Here is a 19,273-nt window from a genome sequence, read left to right as displayed (position 1 = left end):
TAAAAATTGCCAGTGATTTTACATGAAAGCCATGACAAAGTCAGGTCTCAGGGGAGAAGAATCAAAGTTGTAAATCATGTTGTGGGCAGAATCTCCTCATTTAAGCCTTTTCTTTTAATAAAGGAACTAGATTTAAGAGATCCATTGCATGTAGATCATTGTCTATGTAAGGACTGGAGTCTTTCATGAAAATGGCGTGAACTTCATATTGAAACACCCTCCTCAGAAAAAGGAGGGGCTAAAAAACTTAAATGTACAGTATAGAGCTCTATTTTATATGGGAAATGGGATTAAACCTTCCTTTTATCGAGTTGATTTGCCAGATTGTCTCCAATTGCTTGCACACACATCACCAAAATTACAAGCACGACAATCACGGCCAACATGATCTGCATATCAAAACGCTGATAACCATAGCGATAGGCAATATCGCCTAAACCACCTGCACCAATGGCACCTGCAATGGCAGAGGAGTTAATCATGGTCACAATGGTCACGGTAAAACCCGCGACAATTCCTGGTAGCGCTTCAGGTAACAACACATGCCAAATGATTTGACTGCGATTACAGCCGATAGCTTGCGCAGCTTCAATCAAACCTTGATCTACTTCGCGTAAACTGACTTCTGCAATCCGTGCAAAAAAAGGGGTTGCCGCCAAGGTTAAAGGGACAACTGCTGCCCAAACACCATAACTGGTGCCGACAATCCAACGTGTGAGTGGAATGAGGGCCACCATCAAAATAAGGAAGGGAACAGAACGGGTAATATTTACCAACCAGCCTAAGCTATGGTTAATACTTTTAGAAGGATAAATGCCATGCTCAGAGGTGCTCACTAGAACCACTGCCATTGGCAGACCAAGGAGCAAGGCAAAAAATGCGGATGCACCGACCATGATTAAGGTATCGATGGTGCCTGTCAGTAATAAATCAATGAGTTGGTCGTGCATAGCCCAGTACCTCTACATGTGTCACATGCGCTTTTAGTTTTTGTCGTAGCGATTGAATTTCTAAGTCCTGTGTAGGAACAGCAATAACCAATGTTCCAATTAAATGGTTTTGGATGGTGTCGACCTGACTTTGATATAAATGCACAGTTTGTGGAAAGTGCTCCAAAATCTTTTTTAAGTCAGGTGGATGATGCGCATCTGAAGTCGAGCGAATTTTGAAAATGGCATGTGTATCAAGCTGCATAGGTACAGCATTTAAGCGAAAAGGCAAATCGAGTTGTTCTAGATTCAGTAGTTCTTGGGTAATGCTTTGTTGGGGTTGAGAAAACACCGACCATACTTCGCCTGATTCCACAATTTCACCAGCATCGATGACCACGACCTGATCGCAGATTTCCCGAATCACTTGCATTTCATGGGTAATCAATACAATGGTGATACCTAACTTTTGATTAATCTCTTTGAGCAGGGACAACACCACAGAGGTGCTTTCTGGATCGAGTGCAGATGTTGCTTCATCACAGAGTAAAATTTCAGGATGGTGAACCAATGCACGGGCAATGCCGACACGCTGCTTTTGACCGCCAGACAGTTGTGATGGGTAATGCTGTGCCTTATCACTCAGCCCGACCAACTGTAATACCTCGTTGACACGTTGTTCGATGTCTTGTTTGGGATAATTGGCAACTTTGAGGGGTAGTGCGACATTTTCATAAACTGTCTTGGCAGACATTAGATTAAAATGCTGGAAAATCATACCAATGCGTTGGCGGAGCTGAATCAGCTCAGCATGGCTCAATGCCGCCAAGTCTTGTTGATGAATATGAATATGACCTTCACTGATACGTTCTAAACCATTTAAGGTGCGGAGCAGAGAAGATTTACCTGCACCACTTTTGCCAATAATGCCAAACACTTTACCTGTCGGGATATCGAGGTCAATATTTTTGAGTGCATGTACAGTATGCCCTTGTACCGCATAGTGTTTGTTTAAGTTACGAATTTTGATATGTGGAATTGAAAAATCCACATGAGAACCAAAGCTGACCATTCTTTTTCTCCTTATTTCCAGCCTTCAAACCACAGACCTTGGCCAAAATCACGATCTAAAATTTCTTGAACGTGTTTTGAGTTTTGGAATGCTTGCACAAAAGTCGCAAGTTTTTGGTTTTGATCTGGATAGTCTTTACGTGTCACAAATAAAATGGCGTATTTCTTGTTTATCGGGTCAAGAAAAAGGCATGATGCGGATCTGTGACCTTAGCCATTTTTAAATAATGCGGGAAGCCAAAAATTAAATCGGCATCATTAAACGCATGGGCAGTTTGTGGGCCTTCTACTTCAATAAACTGAAGCTGTTTAGGATTGCTCACAATATCTTTTACGGTAGATAGTTCATTGTTGAGGTCTTTGAGCTGAATCAAACCTGCACGATGCAGTAAAATTAGGGCGCGTGCCGAGTTTACAGGGTCATTGGGGATGACCACACGTGCTTGAGTGGGTAGTGCATCTAAGGACTTATATTTTTTTGAATACAGTCCGACATGACTTCCTGCTCCTGTGGCGAATGCATGCAGATCATAATTTGTTTCGCGAATTGCATTGCTCAGAAAGACACTTTGCTGAAAAAAGTTGGCATCAATGTCACCATTTTGCACAGCAACATTTGGCGCATGCCAGTCCGAGAATTCAACTAGTTTGACTTGAATGCCTTGTTTCTTTACCTCATCTGCCACGCTTTGCAGAAGTTCGGCATAAGGTGGGCTAATACCAATCGTTAAGACATCATCTTGCGCATGGCTTTTGCTATAGCGGTAACCCGCTAGAGTAAAAATTGCCACGATGACGCTTAAGCCAATCAGCCATTTTTTTAGATTTTGAGTGAAAGATTGCGTCATGGCTTATACTCACTTCCAACCAGAGAACCAAAGTTTTTCACCAATTTCACTATTCAAGGTCTGTTTAACTTTGTCTGATGTTTGATAAATCTTGATGAATTTTTCAAGTTGTGCTGCTTTCTCTGGATGTTGCTGTTGGTAGTCGTCACGCACCACAAATAAAATCGAATACAAAGTATTGGTGTTGTCATCTAAGATCAGCGCATCATTTGGGTCGATGGTTTTTGCAAGACGTAAATAATGTGGATAGCTAAAGACCAAGTCAGCATCATCAACGGCACGCGCAGTTTGTGGACCTTCAACTTCAATAAACTGGAGCTTTTTAGGATTGCTGACAATATCTTGCAGGTTCGATAGATGATTGTTTGGATCTTTTAAGCTAATCAATTTAGCCTGTTGTAACAGTAAAAGCGCACGCCCTTGATTTACTGGATCATTTGGAATAACTGTACGTGCATTTTCAGGAATCGCATCAATCGAGTCATATTTTTTTGAATATAAACCGACGTGTGTGGTGACGCCTTTATCCAGTGCTTTCAGTTTAAATTGGGTTTCTTTGATGGCGTTATCTAAGAAGGGCTGATGCTGAAAATAGTTGGCATCAATATCACCATGGTTGAGCGTGATATTGGGGGTATTCCAATCCGAAAACTCGACCAGTTTGACGTTGATGCCTTGCTGTTTCGCTTCTTCCACAGCCACTTTTAATGGATTGGCAAAGGGTGGGCTGATCCCAATCACCAGTTCAGAGTTACTCGATTTTTTATGATAAGACCACGCCACCAGTACAATGACGATGGCAGCGACAATTACCCCAATAACGGTAAATTTTGTTTTTGCAGTTTGAGCCATGATATTTCTCGTATTTTAAAATTTATGCAGTTTGTTTTTGCTGTGTTTTAGGATGAGCGCACGAGCTTTGACATCGATACTGCTGTACTGGGTGGTCTGCGGCCAGTCGGTCACCTTGAGCGAATAATTTGTGGCGTAAACTACCTGTTTCATAGGCGGTTTTATAACGGCCACGCTCTTGTAATTCTGGGATGACCCAACGAATAAAGTCTTGATGTGACTCTGGGGCGACGGTTCGTGTGAGATTAAAGCCATCTATGCCAGTTTCATCTAAGAGCTGAATGAGTTTTTTTGCTACAGTTTTTCCACTCCCGACGATCAGTGGATAGCGTCCACCGAGTACATGCTGGGCTTTTAAATCCGCTCGTGTAACTTTTTGCTCTTTAAATTTGTTATTGACCGAGGCAATGCTATTGGTTTGTTTATAAGGAATCGCTTCATCATCTGTGAACTGCGCTAAATCAATTCCGACTGAACTTGAAAAATGCGCCAAACCTGCTTCTGGACTGGCATAGCGAATATATTCGGCGAGTTTTTCTTGTGCGAGTTTGTCTGTTTCTGCCGTAACTACACTAATGCCAACAAAGAGTTTAATGGCTTGCTCATCACGACCATGGCTTAATGCAAGCGCACGAATTTTATCGACTTGCTGTTTCAGTTTTTCAGGTGTGTCAGCACCAATAAACATGGCTTCAGCATGTTGAGTTGCAAAAGCTAAGCCTTTGCTTGAAGCGCCCGCTTGATAAAGTACAGGCGTGCGCTGAATAGATGGAGAAACTTGAAAAATGCCCTGGCTTTGGAAAAATTTGCCTTGATGCTGTATGGCGTGAACTTTTGAAGGGTCGGTAAAGACACGGTTTAACTTATCTTTTTGTACGGCATCGTCTTCCCAAGAACCTTCCCAAAATTTATAGCAAAGTTCGAGAAACTCTTCAGCTTGTTCATAACGCAAGTCGTGATCTTTTAAACCTTTTTGACCAATTAACCGTTCTGCGCTGTCTAAGTAACCCGTGACAATGTTCCACCCAATACGACCGTTTGTTAGATGGTCGAGGCTCGCAAAGCGCCGTGCAAACTGATAAGGCGACTCATAGCTCAAATTTACAGTGACACCAAAACCTAAGTGCTGTGTAACGGCAGCCATTGCAGAAACGAGTGTACTTGGGTCATGGCTTGGAAGTTGAATTGACTCTTTTAGGGTTAAATCCAGACCATTTTGATAAACATCGTAGACACCCGTAATGTCGGCGATAAATAAACCATCAAATAAACCTTGTTCTAAAGTTTGCGCCAAATCGGTCCAATAGCTGAGCTCATTAAAACGATGTGACTCATCACGTGGGTGTGTCCACAAACCATGATTGATATGACCTACGCTATTCATATCAAAGGCATTCAGGATGATTTGCTTCGGCTTGTTATTTTGAGATGATAGTGTCATTACAATGTCCCTCTGCGTGGCGGAAGTACACCGTTAAGAAGATAATTGGCAATGAAGTAATATTTCCAACGTGACGCATCATGTAGCGTGTGAACACGGGCATTACGCCAAAAACGGTCTAAGCCATCTTCACGCTGACTACCACGACTGCCTGCTAGTTCAATTAATTTCGAAGCGGCTTTTAAAGCGGTTTCTGTGCTGTGTGCACGAACTTTCGCTACATCGAGAGAAGCTTTTGCAATGCTATCAATGGTTGGATTAGGACGTGCTGCATCGATTGAGCGAGCTGCTTGTTTGAGTAAGACTTCACTGGCACGCACATCGGCAACCACGCGTCCTAGTTCAAACTGAGTTAGAGGATCATCGGTTGCCTGTTCAACAGCAGAGTCAATCCATGGCCGAGCCTGACGCACACGAACCAGTGTTTCCTCAAAAGCAGCACGTGCGATACCCGTTTCAATTGCAGCATGCATAATTTGTGCAAAAGGCCCAACCAGAGTCGGCCTAGAAAAAGCGGTATCGAAAGGAACAATATCTTCTGCATCTACAGCGACATGATTGAATTTGACTGTCCCGCTGCCTGTGGTACGTTGACCAAAACCTGACCAATCATCAATCAGTTCTAGTCCTGAGTTATTCCGTGGGATAAAGACCAGAAGCTCTTTGTCATCGGCATCTTTGACTAAGGTCGGTATGCGGTCTGCAAACAGGCTGCCCGTGCAATAAAACTTTTCACCATTGACCTCATAGCCTTGTTCCGTTTGGCTCAGTGCAGTTTGTTTTTGTGTTGCATTTTTAGTTTTAAACTCAGCCAAGGCATTACCAAAGCGAGCGCCTTTGAGCACTTCTGCATAGAGTTTACGCTTTTGTTGTTCAGTACCGTTATTACGTAAAACCTCTAAGGCATAGAAATGGTTCTGTGGAATTTGTCCAATCGAACCATCCACACCACTCATTAGCGCAATAATTTGTGCGACAGTATAACTGGAAACATCGGCTCCCCCGAATTCCTTAGGTACAGTAATGGCCCAAAGGCCAGTTTGGCTATAGGTCTCGATTTCCTCAAAAGGCAAAATACGTTCCGCATCGCGTTGGATAGCCTGTTGTTTAAACTGCTCAGCTAAATTTTTGGCAATTTCTAAGGCTTCGGCATCGCTTTGAATAATATGTGCATATGCCGCGTTTTGGGATTGAAGTGGAAGAATAGGTTGAAATGAAGTCATGACGTTCTCCTTAAATCCAAGCGTGGCGAGCAGGGAAAGTGTTGTTCAAATAGTAGTTACCCAGTGCATGCAGCTTCCAGCGGATCGGGTCGTGTAAGGTATGCACACGTGCATTGCGCCAATGTTGATCTAAATTATGTTGGCTTAGGCTCGAACGACTGCCGCCAAGCTCTAGGAGCTTTTCAGAAATTTGTAGTGCAGCATCATTGGCATAGACCTTTGCTTCAGCGACTAAAATAGAGGCTTTAGCTGCTTGTTCGGCACTGACAACGCTCAGTTGGTCGAGCTCATCTAAATATTCAGCAGCTTCATCGAGCAGTAGGATAGCGGCATCTAACAGGACTGCGGATTTGCCGACTTCTTGTAAGGTGTAATGTTCAAAACTGGCTTTCTCAACTTGCGCATCGACAATTGGTCGGGCTTTTTTAACTGCTGACAAAGTATCTTCAAATGCAGCTTCTGCAATACCGACATCAATCGCAACTTGCATTAACTGCGAGAAAGCACCACGGTAATTGACGTCTTCAACCAGTTTCCGCTCATCAAAGATAAGTAGTGGATCGACTTCAACCCGCTGTAATTTTACTGTACCGCTTGAAGTTGTACGCTGACCAAAACCATTCCAGTTATCGATAACTTCCACACCTAGTGCTGTGGCATCAACAATAGTCAGTACCACATATCCTTCAGGGTGAATGGCTTTAATGGCTAACCAATGGGCAAAGCTACTGCCTGTAGAGTAGAATTTTTCACCATCGACATAGTAACGACCATTCTCCATGCTTAATGTTGTACTCAGAGTTTTAGTGTCTTTGGTGTTTCGTTCGGGGCCGCCATTGGCAAGGCGTTTACCGTTTAATATTTCATTAAAAATAAACTGTTTTTGTTGTTCGCTGCCCAAGAGATCAATCATGTTGAGCAGCGCAATTTGGTTTTGTGGAATTTGACCGACACTTGAGTCGGCTTTATTAATAATGCGAAAAACCTGAGCTAAGGTTTTGTTGGAAACAAATGCGCCTCCAAAAGCTTGAGGAATACGAATACCGCCTAATCCTTTTTGGCTAAATAACTCGACCTCAGCAAAAGGAAGCTGACGGTTCTGATCACGTTGATCCCGACCTTCTAAGGCAAAGTCAGCGACATGATAGGCTGCATTAATCGCATCCTGATCATTTTGTATCACGTGAATATTTTTAGAGAGTGTATGAGACATAAAAGCACCTTTACTTAATGCCTATACGCTACTTGGGATTGCTTGAATGATTAAATGAAGGATTTTGAATTACTTAGCAGCTAAAAAGTTAAAAATAAAATATGCTAAGTTTAAACATTTAGATGATATTTTAAGTATTTGAAAAATAAGGAATAACTAATTTAACTGAGGGCTGAATGGGATGATCAAAGTCTTATTTATCAAGATTTGAGATATTGTAGAGAAAAAAATGTATAAATTTGATAAAGGCTGTTGAACATTTGCTAGGCAGTTTTGAGTAAAAAGTACATTGTAAATCCTAAATACAGTGACTAAAGTATCCAACTGAAATAGATGGCTTTTCTGAAAAGCCAAAATAGAAAAATAAATGTGGAGCATTTATGAGAACTTTATACCAGTTTCCTTTATCTCATTTTTGTGAGAAAGCTCGCTGGTTGCTCGATCATAAAGAGCTAGATTTTGTCGCACAAAATGTGGTGCCTGGGGTTCACCGGGCATTTGCACAGTTAAAGACCGGTCAAAATAAACTGCCTATTTTGCGTGATCAGGACAAATGGGTCGCTGATACTACCGAGATTGCACTATATCTTGATGAGCGTTATCCAGAACATCGACTGTTACGTAATGAAGCACAGCTTCGTAAAGAGGCTTTAGATGTTAATACGTTAGCCAATGATTTGGGATTGCATGTCCGTCGTTGGGGGTTGGCACATGCATTGTCCGATAACGATCAATCATTACAGATTATGTTGGGCGAAAAGGGGTATTTACGTAAATTTGAAAAATACACCAAACCTTTAATGAAAACATTGATGTCGAAAGGCTATGAGTTGAATGCAGAGAAAATAGAGCATTCCAAAGCTGAAATGCAGCGTTTAATTGAAGTATTGAATGAGAAGTTAATTGCTAATCATGGACGTTACTTTGTCGGGGATCGTTTAGGTTTGGCCGATATTGCTGTGTGTTCGATGTTGGCGCCTGTGCTGGAAATTAAAGGGACACCTTGGGAAAAAGACCATGAGGAAAGTCTATCTGAAGAATTTAGTACTTATAAAACCTATTTAACCAATTTACCCTTGGGGCAGTATGTTTTAAGAGTCTATCAAACCGAGCGCAATGCTCGAGTCGACTGGCGTGGCGTTTAAAATAAGCTTAAGCCAAACAAGGCAAAGGTGATGTGTGACACAGACAGCCTTTGCCTTTCTTGTATTTTCAATATCATGATTTATATAAGCTAAATAGAAATTTTCTCAGTTGATTTGCAACTTTGTAAAAGATCATGGCACTCTTTGTTTGAAAAAGCTGATATCTTTTTATCAATCTCAAAATATATGAAAAAAAATGCAAATAAGCTTTATCTTTCATTTGAAATGCTTAATATAAAATAAACACCTATAAACATAAGTTGTCATGAGAGTTAAATAATGGAATTAGATCGTTTTGATAAGCAAATTTTAGAAATTTTAAGTAATGAAGATATCAATCTAAACGAATTATCAGAGCGTATTAATCTATCGGTCAGTTCAGTACATCGTCGTATTAAGCACCTCATTGATAACGACATTATGACCAAAGTTAAGCGTGATATTAACTATCAAAAGCTCGGTTTTAGTCTACATGTTTTACTCCAAGTATCTTTGAGCAAGCACGATACCGACACTTTTTCCAAGTTTTTAGAAGAGCTAGAAAATATTCCTGAAGTGACCAATGCCTTTTTAGTGACAGGGCAGTCGGCAGACTTTATCGTTGAAGTTGTGGCAAGAGATATGGAAAACTATAGTGATATTTTACTCAAACGCATTGGTAAAATCGAACATGTGGTGGCACTGCACTCAAGCTTTGTGATTAAAGAATATAACGTTTTTAACTGTAGTGGTTTGTTGAGCAAAGTCTAAGTCACGCTGAACTTGTATGAGTCTAATGAGTATTAGGCTTCCTACTTTCAAAAGTTTGCATATTATCAGCGACAATAAGAGTACATCAGCTGTGTATGTTAGAGGTGCTACAGCAGGATGATGTTACTATTCAATTGGTCGTGAAAAACGCTCGGTGGCAAAGTTTTCTGATATTTCGTGATCGTTTGTTGGAAAATCAAAAATTAGTGACGGCGTATAACCAATTAAAACAAGACAGCCAATATTTAACGATGGATGAATATCGATCTAAAAAAGCAAAATTTATTGAAAGTGTATTCAATCAGCCATAAAAAATGCGCTCTCAAAGTTATGTTTGAGAACGCATTTTTATAAAGCAGTAGATTAGGCGTCTAATTCTGCCAATACCGCGTCAGAGAATTCAACGTTGGTATATACGTTTTGTACATCATCTAAATCTTCCAGCATATCAATCATTTTCATAATTTTTTTGGCTTGATCGATATCGGTGATTTCGGCTTTAGTTGAAGGGCTCATGACCACTTCAGCATTGTCCGATTTTAAACCTGCAGCAGTTAAAGCATCTTGTACGTCACCAAAAGATTCAGGTGTAGTAATGACTAAGATTTCATTTTCATCCACTTCGATATCTTCAGCACCTGCTTCAAGTGCCACGTCCATGATTTTATCTTCTAAAGATACATCTTCAAAAGTGATCTCACCACGCTTTGTGAACAAGAAAGCAACTGAACCGTTTGTGCCTAAGTTACCATCTGTTTTTGAGAAACAGTGACGGACATCCGGTACAGTACGGTTTAAGTTGTCAGTCATGGTTTCCACAATAACTGCAACACCACCAACACCATAACCTTCGTAGGTAATTTCTTTTAAATCATCGTTATCTTCACCACCGGCACCACGTTGGATTGCACGGTTGATGACGTCACGTGTCATATTTACAGAAAGCGCTTTTTCTACAACTGCACGAAGACGTGGGTTGCTTGCAGCATCACCACCGCCAAGCTTTGCAGCAGTTGTTAATTCACGAATAAATTTGGTAAAAAGTTTACCACGGCTAGCATCTTGTTTTGCTTTACGATGCTTAATATTGGCCCACTTGGAATGACCCGCCATGCGAAATATGCTCCTTGTAGATTGGCTTTGTGCCTATCAAATTGTGCAAATTCTACCATAAGCACTTTTTTATGCGAAAGTAGGTGTTTTTCTGAAAATCGCCTGAACAAACAAAAAAAGAATTAAAATTGTTTGAAATAAAGCCAGTTATTTAAAATTTACCCTATGAGGCAGTTCACTTTAAAAATTAACTGTTGGGAAACACTCACAGAGACCTAAAAGAATAGGGTTTTCACATTCTTTTAGGTTAATTAAACGACCTTATTGTGCAGCAGTCTTAGGTTCAGGAATCTCAATATCTAAACCAACATGCTCTTTATAAAGTGCTTTAATAAGCACTAAGTCATGATCTAGGTCTGTTGGGTAGATTTTTCCAAAAATACCGCCTTGCTTAGTTTTTGAGTTCGCGTACATCAGCACAATAGGGACATTTGCTGCTTTAGCAATATGCCAAAATCCAGTACGAATAGGTTTACGTACTTCACCTGTTTTGGCACGTGTCGCTTCAGGTGCAATGACTAAATTGAATTTTTCATTTTGGCTAAAGTGTTCAACCATTTGAGACACAATGTCTTTATTTGACTTACGATCGACTGCGATACCACCAATGGCTTCGAGTATGGGCTTCATTGGCCCTTTAAATAATTCTTTTTTAATCAGAGTATGGATTTTCATATCGTAGATTTGAAAAATCGCCAGTGACAAGACAGCATCCAACATAGAAGTATGTTCAAATCCAATAATGACTTGCTTATCTTCCAAAACGTTTGGTTCTACATGATATTTCCAGCCTGCGAGTTTAAACGCAGACTCACCAATGAATTTTTTTAACATGAGCATAAAAATACAAGTGTTTTTTAAAGAGGCTAATGTCTGCTTGTTTGCGATTTGAGTCAAGTCCTACTTGATTGCACTTACCACTTTTATGAGTCGTTTTGAATCCTCATCAGTTGAACAAGGAGAGGGTAAAAATAGAACACTAAGATGTTTTAAATCTAATCAAATAGAAAATAAATATGGTGAAAATGAAAATACCACTATTCATAAACGAAATGACAGATTAGACTTTGGTCTAAGACTAAAGTGTGCATTTTCACACTTTAACTTTGGTTTAACAAAGTTCAGGATTGTTAAAATGGCTTATCTTCCGACTTTTTTATGTGCAATCGTTCTCTTTGTTTTGGTGGTTATTTGGTCAATTGTTGAGTTTTTCATTGAGTCACGAAAAAAAGAAAAAGCCGGTATTTAGTTTTTATCCAATTTAATTAAATTTTATTATTCTAGTATTTATAAGTACTTTTGAGTCTTAGTATGTAACTCAAAGATCGTGAAAGACCTGATATGTCAGTTTGATGATCTAAATTTTCCCGATTGTTTGGATAGTGTACAACCATGTATGAAAAAGCTTGTCTTTTGAAAAAATCTTCGCTAGTATTCATTTCGCCTGAACTTGTTGATATATAACAAATTCAGTATATTAGGGCCTATAGCTCAGTTGGTTAGAGCAGCGGACTCATAATCCGTTGGTCGACAGTTCAAGTCTGTCTGGGCCCACCATATAAAACAACCACTTAGGTGTACTGATCCTAAGTGGTTTTTTTGTTTTTAGATTCTGGTAAGCAAATGGTAAGCAGCTTAAATCAACATTATTCTGTAAGCATTCGCTAAACCCCATAGCTTTTTTTAATTTGAGTTGGGTTTCCATCGGTGTTGAAGTAATACTTCAATCTGGGTCACTTTATGTATCGGCAACCTTTTCGGCACATCACTTAATTGGGCATGCGGATCCAGTCCATTCAGCTTTGCTGACTGAATCAGGTGTATGATATTAGCTGCTCGCTGACAACTGCTCATCGAGCCAGCAAATAACTAGTTATTACGTCCCAAGGCCCTGGAACACATCTGATTTTAGATCCCTTATGAAGCAATGCTTCTTATGTTGATTGGTAAGTTACCATCAACCAGATAGCGGCCAGAGTGCTTGCCAGTTTTTTAGGCTGTAGTTGATCCTCAGAGCGGTTAGGGAATCCGATAGCAGCGTCAGATGGTGTTAGTTGAGCCATTAATATAGTCTCGATTTGAGGTATTCATTAAAGCGTTCAACTTTACCTTTGGTCTGTACATAGTAGGGCTTACATATGCGGGGGGCTTTGTTGCACAAACATTCAAAAGCTAAACTTCTTCCAAGTTATCTAAATTTAAGTGGCAACTTGGGTGTGAGGTCGACCTAAATCTGTAAATTTATTTAATACGGCCACACGTGCATGAATCTCATTGACTTGGCTTTGAAAGTTTCTCGCACGGAGTTTATCGCCTAATAATTTGATGCAATGCATCTTGGTTTCTATCAGACTTCTGCGATGATAGCCTGACCAATTTTTCCATATTGTTCTTCCTAAACGTTTAACTGTTCGAAGTAATTCATTTCGCTCTAGCGAGCTGGTCTTTGTATCTTTCCAAGGTTTCGCATTTTTTCTTGGCGGAATCACCGCATGTGCTTGTCGGTCTGCAATTACTTGACGGCATTGCTTGGTGTCATAAGCCCCATCAGTATAGACAGAGTCAATCTGCTCATCTTGTGGAATCTGATCGAGTAAATCACCAAGCACTTGTGAATCACTCACATTATTTGTAGTGAGTTGAATAGCGCGTATTTGAAGGGTTTCAGCATCTATACCAATATGAAGTTTACGCCATTGGCGACGATATTCAGGTTGGTGTTTCTTACGCTTCCATTCACCTTCGCCTAGAAACTTTAAGCCAGTAGAATCGACGAGTAGCTGGAGACCATTACTGCTTTTTTGATAGTTAATTGCAATATCAATATGCTTTTGTCTTCTGCAGATGGTGGAATAGTCTGGTGCTGTCCAATCTAATCTACAAAGATGAATGAGACTTTGCACAAAGCCAGTGACCATGCGTAAAGAAAGACGAAATAAGGATTTGATCATTAAACAGCATTGGATGGCTGTATCTGAATAAGTTTGATTTCGACCATGTTTACCTTTGGGTTGAGCGTACCATTGAGTCTTGGGATCAAACCAAATTGAGAGATTTCCTCGATTTATTAATGCACTGTTATAAGAAGACCAATTGGTTGTACGATAGATTTTAGGTGTGGGCTTATTCATTTGAGAATTATATTGTGGAATAAGCCTTTAGAGATAGGTTTGTGCAACAAAGCCCTGTTAAGTTGATAATAATACAATTGTGGCAAACGACCACGACCATCTAAATAATGTCGCATCACATAAATTTTTTGATCAGCTTGGTCGAGTCCTAAAACTTCAATATTTTGTGGTCCACCTACAGTTGCAAAACTGTGGCTTGAAAAAAATAAGGTGCTGAAAACTAGCGGATGGATTATTTTCATCATCACAAGGCGCTTCACATTTTTATTGATTATGGTTCAGTTTAAGGGTTCAAAATGTAGAAAAATCAAATTTAGTGTAAAGATTTAAGCATTTTGAACACGTTCAATGACCATTTGAGCGACATTTTTCGTAAGTTGATCAAGTCGCTCGAGTGCACTGCCTAGCAGTAAATAATGGTAAGTACTTAAACTGTTTTGATAATGAATGGCAATATAAAAGGTGCCTTCTGGTTTTTCAGGCGTCGCACTTCCACCAGGTTTGAGCAACCCTGTACAGGAGACAATAATATCGGCATGACGAAATAGTCGATGCCCGTGAAGTGCCATAGCTTCAGTGACTTCAATCGACTCCGCTGTATATTGCTGAATAAGTGCAGCGTCAATCTTTAAAATTTCACATTTGATACTGGGGTCATAACTCACCAGTCCACCCAACAAAATGTCAGCTCCGCTATGTTTATAAATCGAAAATTGACTGGATAGATAACCTGAACTGGCACTTTCGATAAAAGCAATGGTCAATTTTTTTTGTTCTAGGAGGTTGCAGCATTGCTTGAGTACTTGCACCACTTTAGCCTCCCGATGTCCATTATTTTGATTTGTTTAACAGCTTAGTCATAAACACGGTACACACCAACAAAACGATTACATGCTTTACTTTCACTTTTTACAGAAAGAATGGCTTTTTGAAAGTTGAACTGGTAGTGACAGTTGTTTTCATTGTCCGTGATGTTTTGCTTTTGATCGGGTGTGGTATAGGCCAAAAATGAAATGGTTTGGGTTTCTATGCGGTTATTGGGACTACGATATGCAACACCTTCGATCTTAATTTTATCTTTAGACAGCTGATGCACTTGTAGGTGCACAGGTTGTTTGGCAATGGCCCCATGTTCAAACTTTAAATAGTGTTGCGTCAAACTTTGATTTAATGATGTGTAGAAGTTCAGATCATCAATTCGGAAGTCCATTTGCTGCTGATAGCATGCTAAGGATTTACATTGCTGTAGGCGGTTTAGCCATAGCTGATGGGTATCGACCAATAAACGCTGCGGCGCATCACTGATTAAAAAAGCAGTCATTGATTGTGTGTCTAATTTTTGTCGAATGTCTTTAAATTGATCGCTACAGATCTTTTTAAGGCTAGACGAGGTCGGATCATCACAGTTAATGACTTGAGCATAACTAAAGCTGGTACAAAGACAACTTAGACACACTAAAATACTAAATTTTTTCATAAGTTTTATGTCGGTTTTCAACAGCATGATCGCTTATACTTTCACTATGTTGCGCTGCTTGTAACTATAGCGAAAGAGAAAGCGTGAATACAAGATTTCAATCATTTATTTCTTAAAGGAAACTGAGCATGGTTGCACATATTCGAATTGGACAGGGACTAGATGTACATGCTTTTGAAGAGGGTGAATTTGTCACACTGGCAGGTATTCAAATTCCACATACACACGGCTTAAAAGCACATTCAGATGGTGATGTGGTTTTGCATGCTTTAACAGATGCATTATTGGGTGCGTTGGCTTTAGGCGATATTGGTCAGCACTTTCCCGATACCGATCCTCGCTTTAAAGGGGCAGACAGTCGAGTATTACTCAACCATGTCTATCAGCTTATTTTAGATCGTGGTTATCAGTTAAATAATGCTGACATTACTGTGGCATGTGAACGTCCGAAGTTGGCACCGCATAATTTAGCGATGCGCCAAAGCATTGCAGACGTTCTTGATGTTGAAATCACACAGATTAGCATCAAAGCAACGACCACGGAAAAACTGGGTTTTACGGGTCGTCAGGAAGGTATTTTATCTACAGCTACAGTGCTGATTTCTCATGCAAAATGATCAGGATTGATCATAGCCAGCTTCAATTCTTGTGTCGCTTTACGACCTTGAAGTTGTAAGGCAACAGCATGCGCCAAACCTGTCCATGTGTCATTCGGTTCCCAAATTTGATGCATGGCTTCATGTGCGGTTGGCATATCGATATTCATATAATATTGACGATATAAATACATCAAACTACTGACGCGATAATTTTCTGAGCAATGGACCCAAATGGTTTGTTCTTGAACCAAATGATCAATCATATCTAAGACCAATAAACATTGATCATCAGACGGTGTATCCCACGAAATAGGCACTTGTATATAGTTCAAACCGAGCTCTAAACAGATTTGATCTTCATTGGCTAAATAGTTATTGCTATTACTGAGCGCAAGATTGATGACCGTGTTTACGCCATACTCTTTAATTTGCTGTAATTGCTCAGCAGTCGGTTGTCCAGAAGTAAACAAATGCTCGTGGATAAATTGAAAGTTAAGTGTTTGGCTTAAGTGTGTTTCAATAGCGTTCATAATTATTTCTTAATCTTAGAATGAAAAACGCCATCCGAAGATGGCGTTTTAAAAACTTAACGGTTCGGTAAAACGTCTTTGAGTGCTTCGTGCATCTCTAGTAATACCTTTTCTGTGGTATCCCAGTCAATACAACCATCGGTTACTGACTTGCCGTATTCAAGATCGCATAGGTTTTCAGGAATTTCCTGACGACCACCTTTAAGGTGACTTTCAACCATAATGCCGATAATAGATTTATTTCCATCAATAATTTGTTCGGTAATATTTTTCAGAACAAGTGGTTGAAGGAACGGGTCTTTGTTCGAGTTTGCATGACTGGTGTCAATCATGATTTTGGTGCTGACTTTCGCTTTAGCCAATGCTGCTTCTGCTTCTGCTACAGAACCAGCATCGTAGTTTGGCTTACCGTTACCACCACGAAGTACCACGTGTGCATACGGGTTACCTGAAGTACGAATAACAGACACTTGGCCTTGGTTGTTTAGACCCAAGAAGTGGTGACCATGTTTCACCGACTGCATGGCATTGGTTGCAACAGTTAAGCCACCATCTGTACCATTTTTGAAACCTACGGGTGAAGAAAGACCAGAAGACATTTCACGGTGCGTTTGGCTTTCAGTCGTACGTGCACCAATCGCTGACCAAGAGATTAAGTCTTGGTAGTACTGTGGTGAGTTTGGATCGAGTGCTTCGGTCGCGCACGGCAAGCCTTTTTCATTTAACTCAACCAAAAGCTTACGACCAATGCGTAAACCTTTTTCAATGTTGAATGAGTCATTCATGTCAGGGTCATTGATTAGACCTTTCCAACCCACAGTGGTACGTGGTTTTTCAAAATAAACACGCATTACGATATAGATTGAGTCTTTAATTTTATCGCTTAAAACTTTTAAACGGTCTGCGTATTCGTGAGCAGCAACTGGGTCATGAATTGAACATGGGCCAATCACCACAAAAATGCGTTTGTCTTTACCATCTAAAATATTGCGAATCGTTTCACGACCGTGAAGTACAGTTTGATATGCAGACTCAGTGAGAGGCAATTCAGTTTTTAATTCCGCTGGGGTAACTAGCGGATGAATGCTTTGTAAATTCACGTCATCGATGTCGTTTTGGGTAATAGAGTTTGACTGTAGAGTATTCATTGCCGTCACTGGTTCGATCGTATTAAGTTGCTTTATAAGCTGAATATAACACGGTTTAGCTGATAAAAGGTTATAAAAAAGTCGAATGAATCTTTGAAAAAAAAGTGATGAATCTTAGGTTTATTTTAAATCAGAATGCCTACACTGAGGCATTCTTAACTGTTGAAATTTGAATGACTTGAACAGTTTCGGCTGGCTTCACTGGTTTGGCTTTGATCGGATTCAACATGAAGTTCACACCCAGCGCGAACAGGGTAATACCCAACACTTTACGGATGATTTTTTCAGGAAGACGTGAACTAATCAGTGTTCCAATAATAATTGCTGGAATAGACCCTACCAATAACCACATAAGGAGGTGGAAGTCGACGTTGCCTGAAGTCATGTGACCCATACCTGCAACGAAAGTAAGTAACACCGCATGCACAACGTCAGAACCAATAATACGAATCATTGGTAGATTTGGGAACATAATGACCAAAGCCATGATTCCGAAAGCACCTGCACCAACTGATGACAGTGTCACGAAGACCCCAAGAACCACACCCATCATCACAATGTACTTACGTTTATTGCTGGTTTGAAGCTGAACTTTTTCTAAGTCTTCGGTCATGTCTGGGAGCTCATCTTTACGTAATTTGTTGAAAAATTTTTCAATTTGATTACGGAAGACAATTGATAAACCTGTAATGGTCAACATGAAGCCTAAAACCATAGTGAGCACGGCTTTGTAGTGGGTAGATTGGCTCAAATAGTTGTCGAGTACCCAGTGCGTTGCAAAGGAAGCTGGAATACTGCCAATTGCAAGCCAAAGCACAATTGGCCACACAATATTTAGTTTTTTTGCATGTACAAATGAACCACAGAATTTTGAAATTGCGGCATAGAGCAAGTCTGTACCAATGGCAATGTGAGGTTCAATTCTGAAAAGGCTAATGAGGATCGGTGTCATTAATGAACCACCACCTACACCAGTAATTCCCACACAAAAACCGACTAAAACACCTGCGAGAATAAATTCGAGTGGACCAAACATTGTTATATGCCAAAATATCAAAAAACGTGCATATCTTATGACGTTTTCATATAAGTCGTTGTCTTGATTGTTGATTTACTTATTCTAAAAAGAGATATAGGAGTTATTGTTTGAGCTGTATCCGTGCTTTTATTTTTAAGCCTACAATTGTCAGCAACCACCATAGATTGAAACCTATGAGTGTTCGTAAAATATAAAGAGGGGCTAGCTGATGCTTTTTCCATTGCTCAAAATCCGCTGCGGTCGAGCTATCTGTCATATCTAAGTGTTGCTGACGTGGATCAGCTAATGTGATCTGATGAATAAATGCCTCCTTTTTTGCATTTTTTAGGTTCCAAAAAATATGCTCAAAATAGTAAACCTCGACCTGCTTTGCCGTAAATTGGTGACGATGTGATGACTGGTCACATAGTGTTTGAACAGGTTCTCCCATCAATGCGCAGTTTGCGATCCATAAATGATGCTGTTGTTTAAATTTCAACGTGCTGATTCGTCCTTTACTGATTTCAACGGTGATTTCATCAAAGGTTTTACTCTGAATCTGAGTGGGGATCCAGCTGCTTGGGAAACAAATAAATACAAGCAAATTGAAAATGAGGGAAATAAAAAGTGTCCAGCCAAAATGATGCTTCGACCAACTGCAGAGCTGTTGAAAGGGTATGATGATTTCTTGTTGTGACCAATCTAAAGCTGAACGCAATGTTTGCCCCGTGAAAATATCTATAAAAGTGCTTATTATTTAGCGTGTTATAACTAAAAATCACGGT

20 protein-coding genes, 1 tRNA gene and 3 pseudogenes are annotated in these 19,273 nt (G+C 40.1%); 6 read left to right on the top strand and 18 right to left on the bottom strand.

The window, feature by feature from the left end; translation table 11 throughout:
* Nucleotides 1-290 precede the first annotated feature (290 nt).
* The 7 genes and pseudogenes from AC5EUN_RS08970 to AC5EUN_RS08940 all read right to left on the bottom strand — a co-directional run bounded on the left by AC5EUN_RS08970 (nucleotide 291) and on the right by AC5EUN_RS08940 (nucleotide 7,577).
* Complete coding sequence (locus tag AC5EUN_RS08970; RefSeq protein WP_010326583.1) at nucleotides 291-950, bottom strand: methionine ABC transporter permease; 660 nt, start codon at nucleotides 948-950, stop codon at nucleotides 291-293.
* Nucleotides 931-2,001, bottom strand: coding sequence for a methionine ABC transporter ATP-binding protein (locus tag AC5EUN_RS08965; protein WP_010326584.1), 1,071 nt, complete (start codon nucleotides 1,999-2,001; stop codon nucleotides 931-933). Before AC5EUN_RS08965 ends, AC5EUN_RS08970 begins: the two co-directional genes overlap by 20 nt.
* Before the next feature lie 11 nt (nucleotides 2,002-2,012).
* Nucleotides 2,013-2,848: pseudogene (locus AC5EUN_RS08960) on the bottom strand (MetQ/NlpA family ABC transporter substrate-binding protein).
* 9 nt (nucleotides 2,849-2,857) lie between these two features.
* Complete coding sequence (locus AC5EUN_RS08955) at nucleotides 2,858-3,700, bottom strand: MetQ/NlpA family ABC transporter substrate-binding protein (protein WP_010326585.1); 843 nt, start codon at nucleotides 3,698-3,700, stop codon at nucleotides 2,858-2,860.
* Between the two features lie 22 nt (nucleotides 3,701-3,722).
* Nucleotides 3,723-5,141: an LLM class flavin-dependent oxidoreductase gene (locus tag AC5EUN_RS08950; RefSeq protein WP_010326586.1), complete on the bottom strand. Its 1,419-nt coding sequence runs from the start codon at nucleotides 5,139-5,141 to the stop codon at nucleotides 3,723-3,725.
* Entirely contained in the window at nucleotides 5,141-6,364 is a 1,224-nt protein-coding gene (locus AC5EUN_RS08945; protein ID WP_058952060.1) for an SfnB family sulfur acquisition oxidoreductase, read from the bottom strand. The genes AC5EUN_RS08950 and AC5EUN_RS08945 overlap by 1 nt, the downstream gene beginning before the upstream one ends.
* Nucleotides 6,365-6,374: 10 nt before the next feature.
* Nucleotides 6,375-7,577 (bottom strand): SfnB family sulfur acquisition oxidoreductase, encoded by a 1,203-nt coding sequence (locus AC5EUN_RS08940; RefSeq protein ID WP_010326588.1) that lies wholly within the window; start codon nucleotides 7,575-7,577, stop codon nucleotides 6,375-6,377.
* Between the two features lie 380 nt (nucleotides 7,578-7,957).
* Here AC5EUN_RS08940 and AC5EUN_RS08935 point away from each other — a divergent pair, with 380 nt between their 5' ends.
* The 3 genes from AC5EUN_RS08935 to AC5EUN_RS08925 all read left to right on the top strand — a co-directional run bounded on the left by AC5EUN_RS08935 (nucleotide 7,958) and on the right by AC5EUN_RS08925 (nucleotide 9,783).
* Nucleotides 7,958-8,722, top strand: coding sequence for a glutathione S-transferase family protein (locus tag AC5EUN_RS08935; protein ID WP_010326589.1), 765 nt, complete (start codon nucleotides 7,958-7,960; stop codon nucleotides 8,720-8,722).
* Nucleotides 8,723-9,001: 279 nt separating this feature from the next.
* Nucleotides 9,002-9,472 carry an Lrp/AsnC family transcriptional regulator gene (locus AC5EUN_RS08930; protein WP_004693423.1) on the top strand — a complete coding sequence of 157 codons (471 nt, stop codon included), beginning with the start codon at nucleotides 9,002-9,004 and terminating at the stop codon, nucleotides 9,470-9,472.
* A gap of 95 nt (nucleotides 9,473-9,567) precedes the next feature.
* Nucleotides 9,568-9,783, top strand: a complete 216-nt coding sequence (locus tag AC5EUN_RS08925) for a GrpB family protein (RefSeq protein ID WP_010326590.1) — start codon at nucleotides 9,568-9,570, stop codon at nucleotides 9,781-9,783.
* A 52-nt stretch (nucleotides 9,784-9,835) separates the two neighbouring features.
* On the opposite strand, the gene AC5EUN_RS08920 is transcribed toward AC5EUN_RS08925, so the two are convergent.
* Both AC5EUN_RS08920 and AC5EUN_RS08915 read right to left on the bottom strand, forming a co-directional pair.
* The gene (locus AC5EUN_RS08920; RefSeq protein ID WP_010326591.1) at nucleotides 9,836-10,585 is read right to left on the bottom strand and encodes a YebC/PmpR family DNA-binding transcriptional regulator; all 750 of its coding nucleotides are present in this window, start codon (nucleotides 10,583-10,585) and stop codon (nucleotides 9,836-9,838) included.
* 261 nt (nucleotides 10,586-10,846) lie between these two features.
* Nucleotides 10,847-11,419 (bottom strand): 1-acyl-sn-glycerol-3-phosphate acyltransferase, encoded by a 573-nt coding sequence (locus AC5EUN_RS08915; RefSeq protein WP_029575008.1) that lies wholly within the window; start codon nucleotides 11,417-11,419, stop codon nucleotides 10,847-10,849.
* 91 nt (nucleotides 11,420-11,510) lie between these two features.
* Between AC5EUN_RS08915 and AC5EUN_RS08910 the strand changes: the two genes are divergently transcribed.
* Together AC5EUN_RS08910 and AC5EUN_RS08905 are read left to right on the top strand one after the other, a co-directional pair.
* Nucleotides 11,511-11,834 (top strand): hypothetical protein, encoded by a 324-nt coding sequence (locus AC5EUN_RS08910; RefSeq protein WP_035330454.1) that lies wholly within the window; start codon nucleotides 11,511-11,513, stop codon nucleotides 11,832-11,834.
* Between the two features lie 231 nt (nucleotides 11,835-12,065).
* Nucleotides 12,066-12,142, top strand: a tRNA-Ile gene (locus AC5EUN_RS08905).
* A gap of 126 nt (nucleotides 12,143-12,268) precedes the next feature.
* Here AC5EUN_RS08905 and AC5EUN_RS08900 read toward each other — a convergent pair.
* The 5 genes and pseudogenes from AC5EUN_RS08900 to AC5EUN_RS08880 form a co-directional block, all read right to left on the bottom strand.
* Nucleotides 12,269-12,635 (bottom strand): annotated as a pseudogene (locus AC5EUN_RS08900) (transposase domain-containing protein); the annotation flags it as partial.
* A gap of 148 nt (nucleotides 12,636-12,783) precedes the next feature.
* Nucleotides 12,784-13,716: an IS5-like element ISAha1 family transposase gene (locus AC5EUN_RS08895; protein ID WP_004637176.1), complete on the bottom strand. Its 933-nt coding sequence runs from the start codon at nucleotides 13,714-13,716 to the stop codon at nucleotides 12,784-12,786.
* Between the two features lie 11 nt (nucleotides 13,717-13,727).
* Nucleotides 13,728-13,958 (bottom strand): annotated as a pseudogene (locus tag AC5EUN_RS08890) (aminotransferase); the annotation flags it as partial.
* Nucleotides 13,959-14,042: 84 nt separating this feature from the next.
* Nucleotides 14,043-14,525, bottom strand: a complete 483-nt coding sequence (locus AC5EUN_RS08885; RefSeq protein ID WP_010326594.1) for a CinA family protein — start codon at nucleotides 14,523-14,525, stop codon at nucleotides 14,043-14,045.
* A gap of 44 nt (nucleotides 14,526-14,569) precedes the next feature.
* A complete protein-coding gene (locus AC5EUN_RS08880; protein WP_029575009.1) occupies nucleotides 14,570-15,220 on the bottom strand; it encodes an A1S_1983 family putative colistin resistance protein in 651 nt (216 codons plus the stop codon).
* Nucleotides 15,221-15,321: 101 nt separating this feature from the next.
* On the opposite strand from AC5EUN_RS08880, the gene ispF reads away from it, so the two are divergent.
* Nucleotides 15,322-15,810 carry a 2-C-methyl-D-erythritol 2,4-cyclodiphosphate synthase gene (ispF, locus tag AC5EUN_RS08875; protein ID WP_010326596.1) on the top strand — a complete coding sequence of 163 codons (489 nt, stop codon included), beginning with the start codon at nucleotides 15,322-15,324 and terminating at the stop codon, nucleotides 15,808-15,810.
* On the opposite strand, the gene AC5EUN_RS08870 is transcribed toward ispF, so the two are convergent.
* From AC5EUN_RS08870 to AC5EUN_RS08855, 4 genes are all read right to left on the bottom strand, one after another.
* Nucleotides 15,798-16,322 carry a protein tyrosine phosphatase family protein gene (locus tag AC5EUN_RS08870; protein WP_010326597.1) on the bottom strand — a complete coding sequence of 175 codons (525 nt, stop codon included), beginning with the start codon at nucleotides 16,320-16,322 and terminating at the stop codon, nucleotides 15,798-15,800. The genes ispF and AC5EUN_RS08870 overlap by 13 nt on opposite strands.
* A gap of 56 nt (nucleotides 16,323-16,378) precedes the next feature.
* The gene (locus AC5EUN_RS08865) at nucleotides 16,379-17,470 is read right to left on the bottom strand and encodes a 3-deoxy-7-phosphoheptulonate synthase (RefSeq protein WP_010326598.1); all 1,092 of its coding nucleotides are present in this window, start codon (nucleotides 17,468-17,470) and stop codon (nucleotides 16,379-16,381) included.
* A gap of 139 nt (nucleotides 17,471-17,609) precedes the next feature.
* On the bottom strand, nucleotides 17,610-18,506 hold the full coding sequence (locus AC5EUN_RS08860) for a sulfite exporter TauE/SafE family protein (RefSeq protein ID WP_010326599.1): 897 nt from the start codon (nucleotides 18,504-18,506) through the stop codon (nucleotides 17,610-17,612).
* 103 nt (nucleotides 18,507-18,609) lie between these two features.
* Nucleotides 18,610-19,206, bottom strand: coding sequence for a hypothetical protein (locus AC5EUN_RS08855; RefSeq protein ID WP_029575011.1), 597 nt, complete (start codon nucleotides 19,204-19,206; stop codon nucleotides 18,610-18,612).
* Nucleotides 19,207-19,273: the final 67 nt, after the last annotated feature.

It is taken from the genome of Acinetobacter sp. CAU_H_S170_2, assembly GCF_058890445.1.
The sequence above is the reverse complement of the archived record's forward strand: the minus strand, read 5'-3'. Positions and strand labels throughout refer to the sequence as shown.

Excerpts from the sequence above, each read along its gene's own strand:
- AC5EUN_RS08935 (WP_010326589.1), top strand. The coding sequence starts at position 7,958 with ATGAGAACTTTATACCAGTTTCCTTTATCTCATTTTTGTGAGAAAGCT.
- AC5EUN_RS08920 (WP_010326591.1), bottom strand. The coding sequence starts at position 10,585 with ATGGCGGGTCATTCCAAGTGGGCCAATATTAAGCATCGTAAAGCAAAA.
- ispF (WP_010326596.1), top strand. The coding sequence starts at position 15,322 with ATGGTTGCACATATTCGAATTGGACAGGGACTAGATGTACATGCTTTT.
- AC5EUN_RS08940 (WP_010326588.1), bottom strand. The coding sequence starts at position 7,577 with ATGTCTCATACACTCTCTAAAAATATTCACGTGATACAAAATGATCAG.
- AC5EUN_RS08880 (WP_029575009.1), bottom strand. The coding sequence starts at position 15,220 with ATGCTGTTGAAAACCGACATAAAACTTATGAAAAAATTTAGTATTTTA.
- AC5EUN_RS08865 (WP_010326598.1), bottom strand. The coding sequence starts at position 17,470 with ATGAATACTCTACAGTCAAACTCTATTACCCAAAACGACATCGATGAC.
- AC5EUN_RS08870 (WP_010326597.1), bottom strand. The coding sequence starts at position 16,322 with ATGAACGCTATTGAAACACACTTAAGCCAAACACTTAACTTTCAATTT.
- AC5EUN_RS08965 (WP_010326584.1), bottom strand. The coding sequence starts at position 2,001 with ATGGTCAGCTTTGGTTCTCATGTGGATTTTTCAATTCCACATATCAAA.
- AC5EUN_RS08915 (WP_029575008.1), bottom strand. The coding sequence starts at position 11,419 with ATGTTAAAAAAATTCATTGGTGAGTCTGCGTTTAAACTCGCAGGCTGG.
- AC5EUN_RS08950 (WP_010326586.1), bottom strand. The coding sequence starts at position 5,141 with ATGACACTATCATCTCAAAATAACAAGCCGAAGCAAATCATCCTGAAT.
- AC5EUN_RS08970 (WP_010326583.1), bottom strand. The coding sequence starts at position 950 with ATGCACGACCAACTCATTGATTTATTACTGACAGGCACCATCGATACC.
- AC5EUN_RS08860 (WP_010326599.1), bottom strand. The coding sequence starts at position 18,506 with ATGTTTGGTCCACTCGAATTTATTCTCGCAGGTGTTTTAGTCGGTTTT.
- AC5EUN_RS08910 (WP_035330454.1), top strand. The coding sequence starts at position 11,511 with ATGAGTCGTTTTGAATCCTCATCAGTTGAACAAGGAGAGGGTAAAAAT.
- AC5EUN_RS08930 (WP_004693423.1), top strand. The coding sequence starts at position 9,002 with ATGGAATTAGATCGTTTTGATAAGCAAATTTTAGAAATTTTAAGTAAT.
- AC5EUN_RS08925 (WP_010326590.1), top strand. The coding sequence starts at position 9,568 with ATGTTAGAGGTGCTACAGCAGGATGATGTTACTATTCAATTGGTCGTG.
- AC5EUN_RS08955 (WP_010326585.1), bottom strand. The coding sequence starts at position 3,700 with ATGGCTCAAACTGCAAAAACAAAATTTACCGTTATTGGGGTAATTGTC.
- AC5EUN_RS08895 (WP_004637176.1), bottom strand. The coding sequence starts at position 13,716 with ATGAATAAGCCCACACCTAAAATCTATCGTACAACCAATTGGTCTTCT.
- AC5EUN_RS08945 (WP_058952060.1), bottom strand. The coding sequence starts at position 6,364 with ATGACTTCATTTCAACCTATTCTTCCACTTCAATCCCAAAACGCGGCA.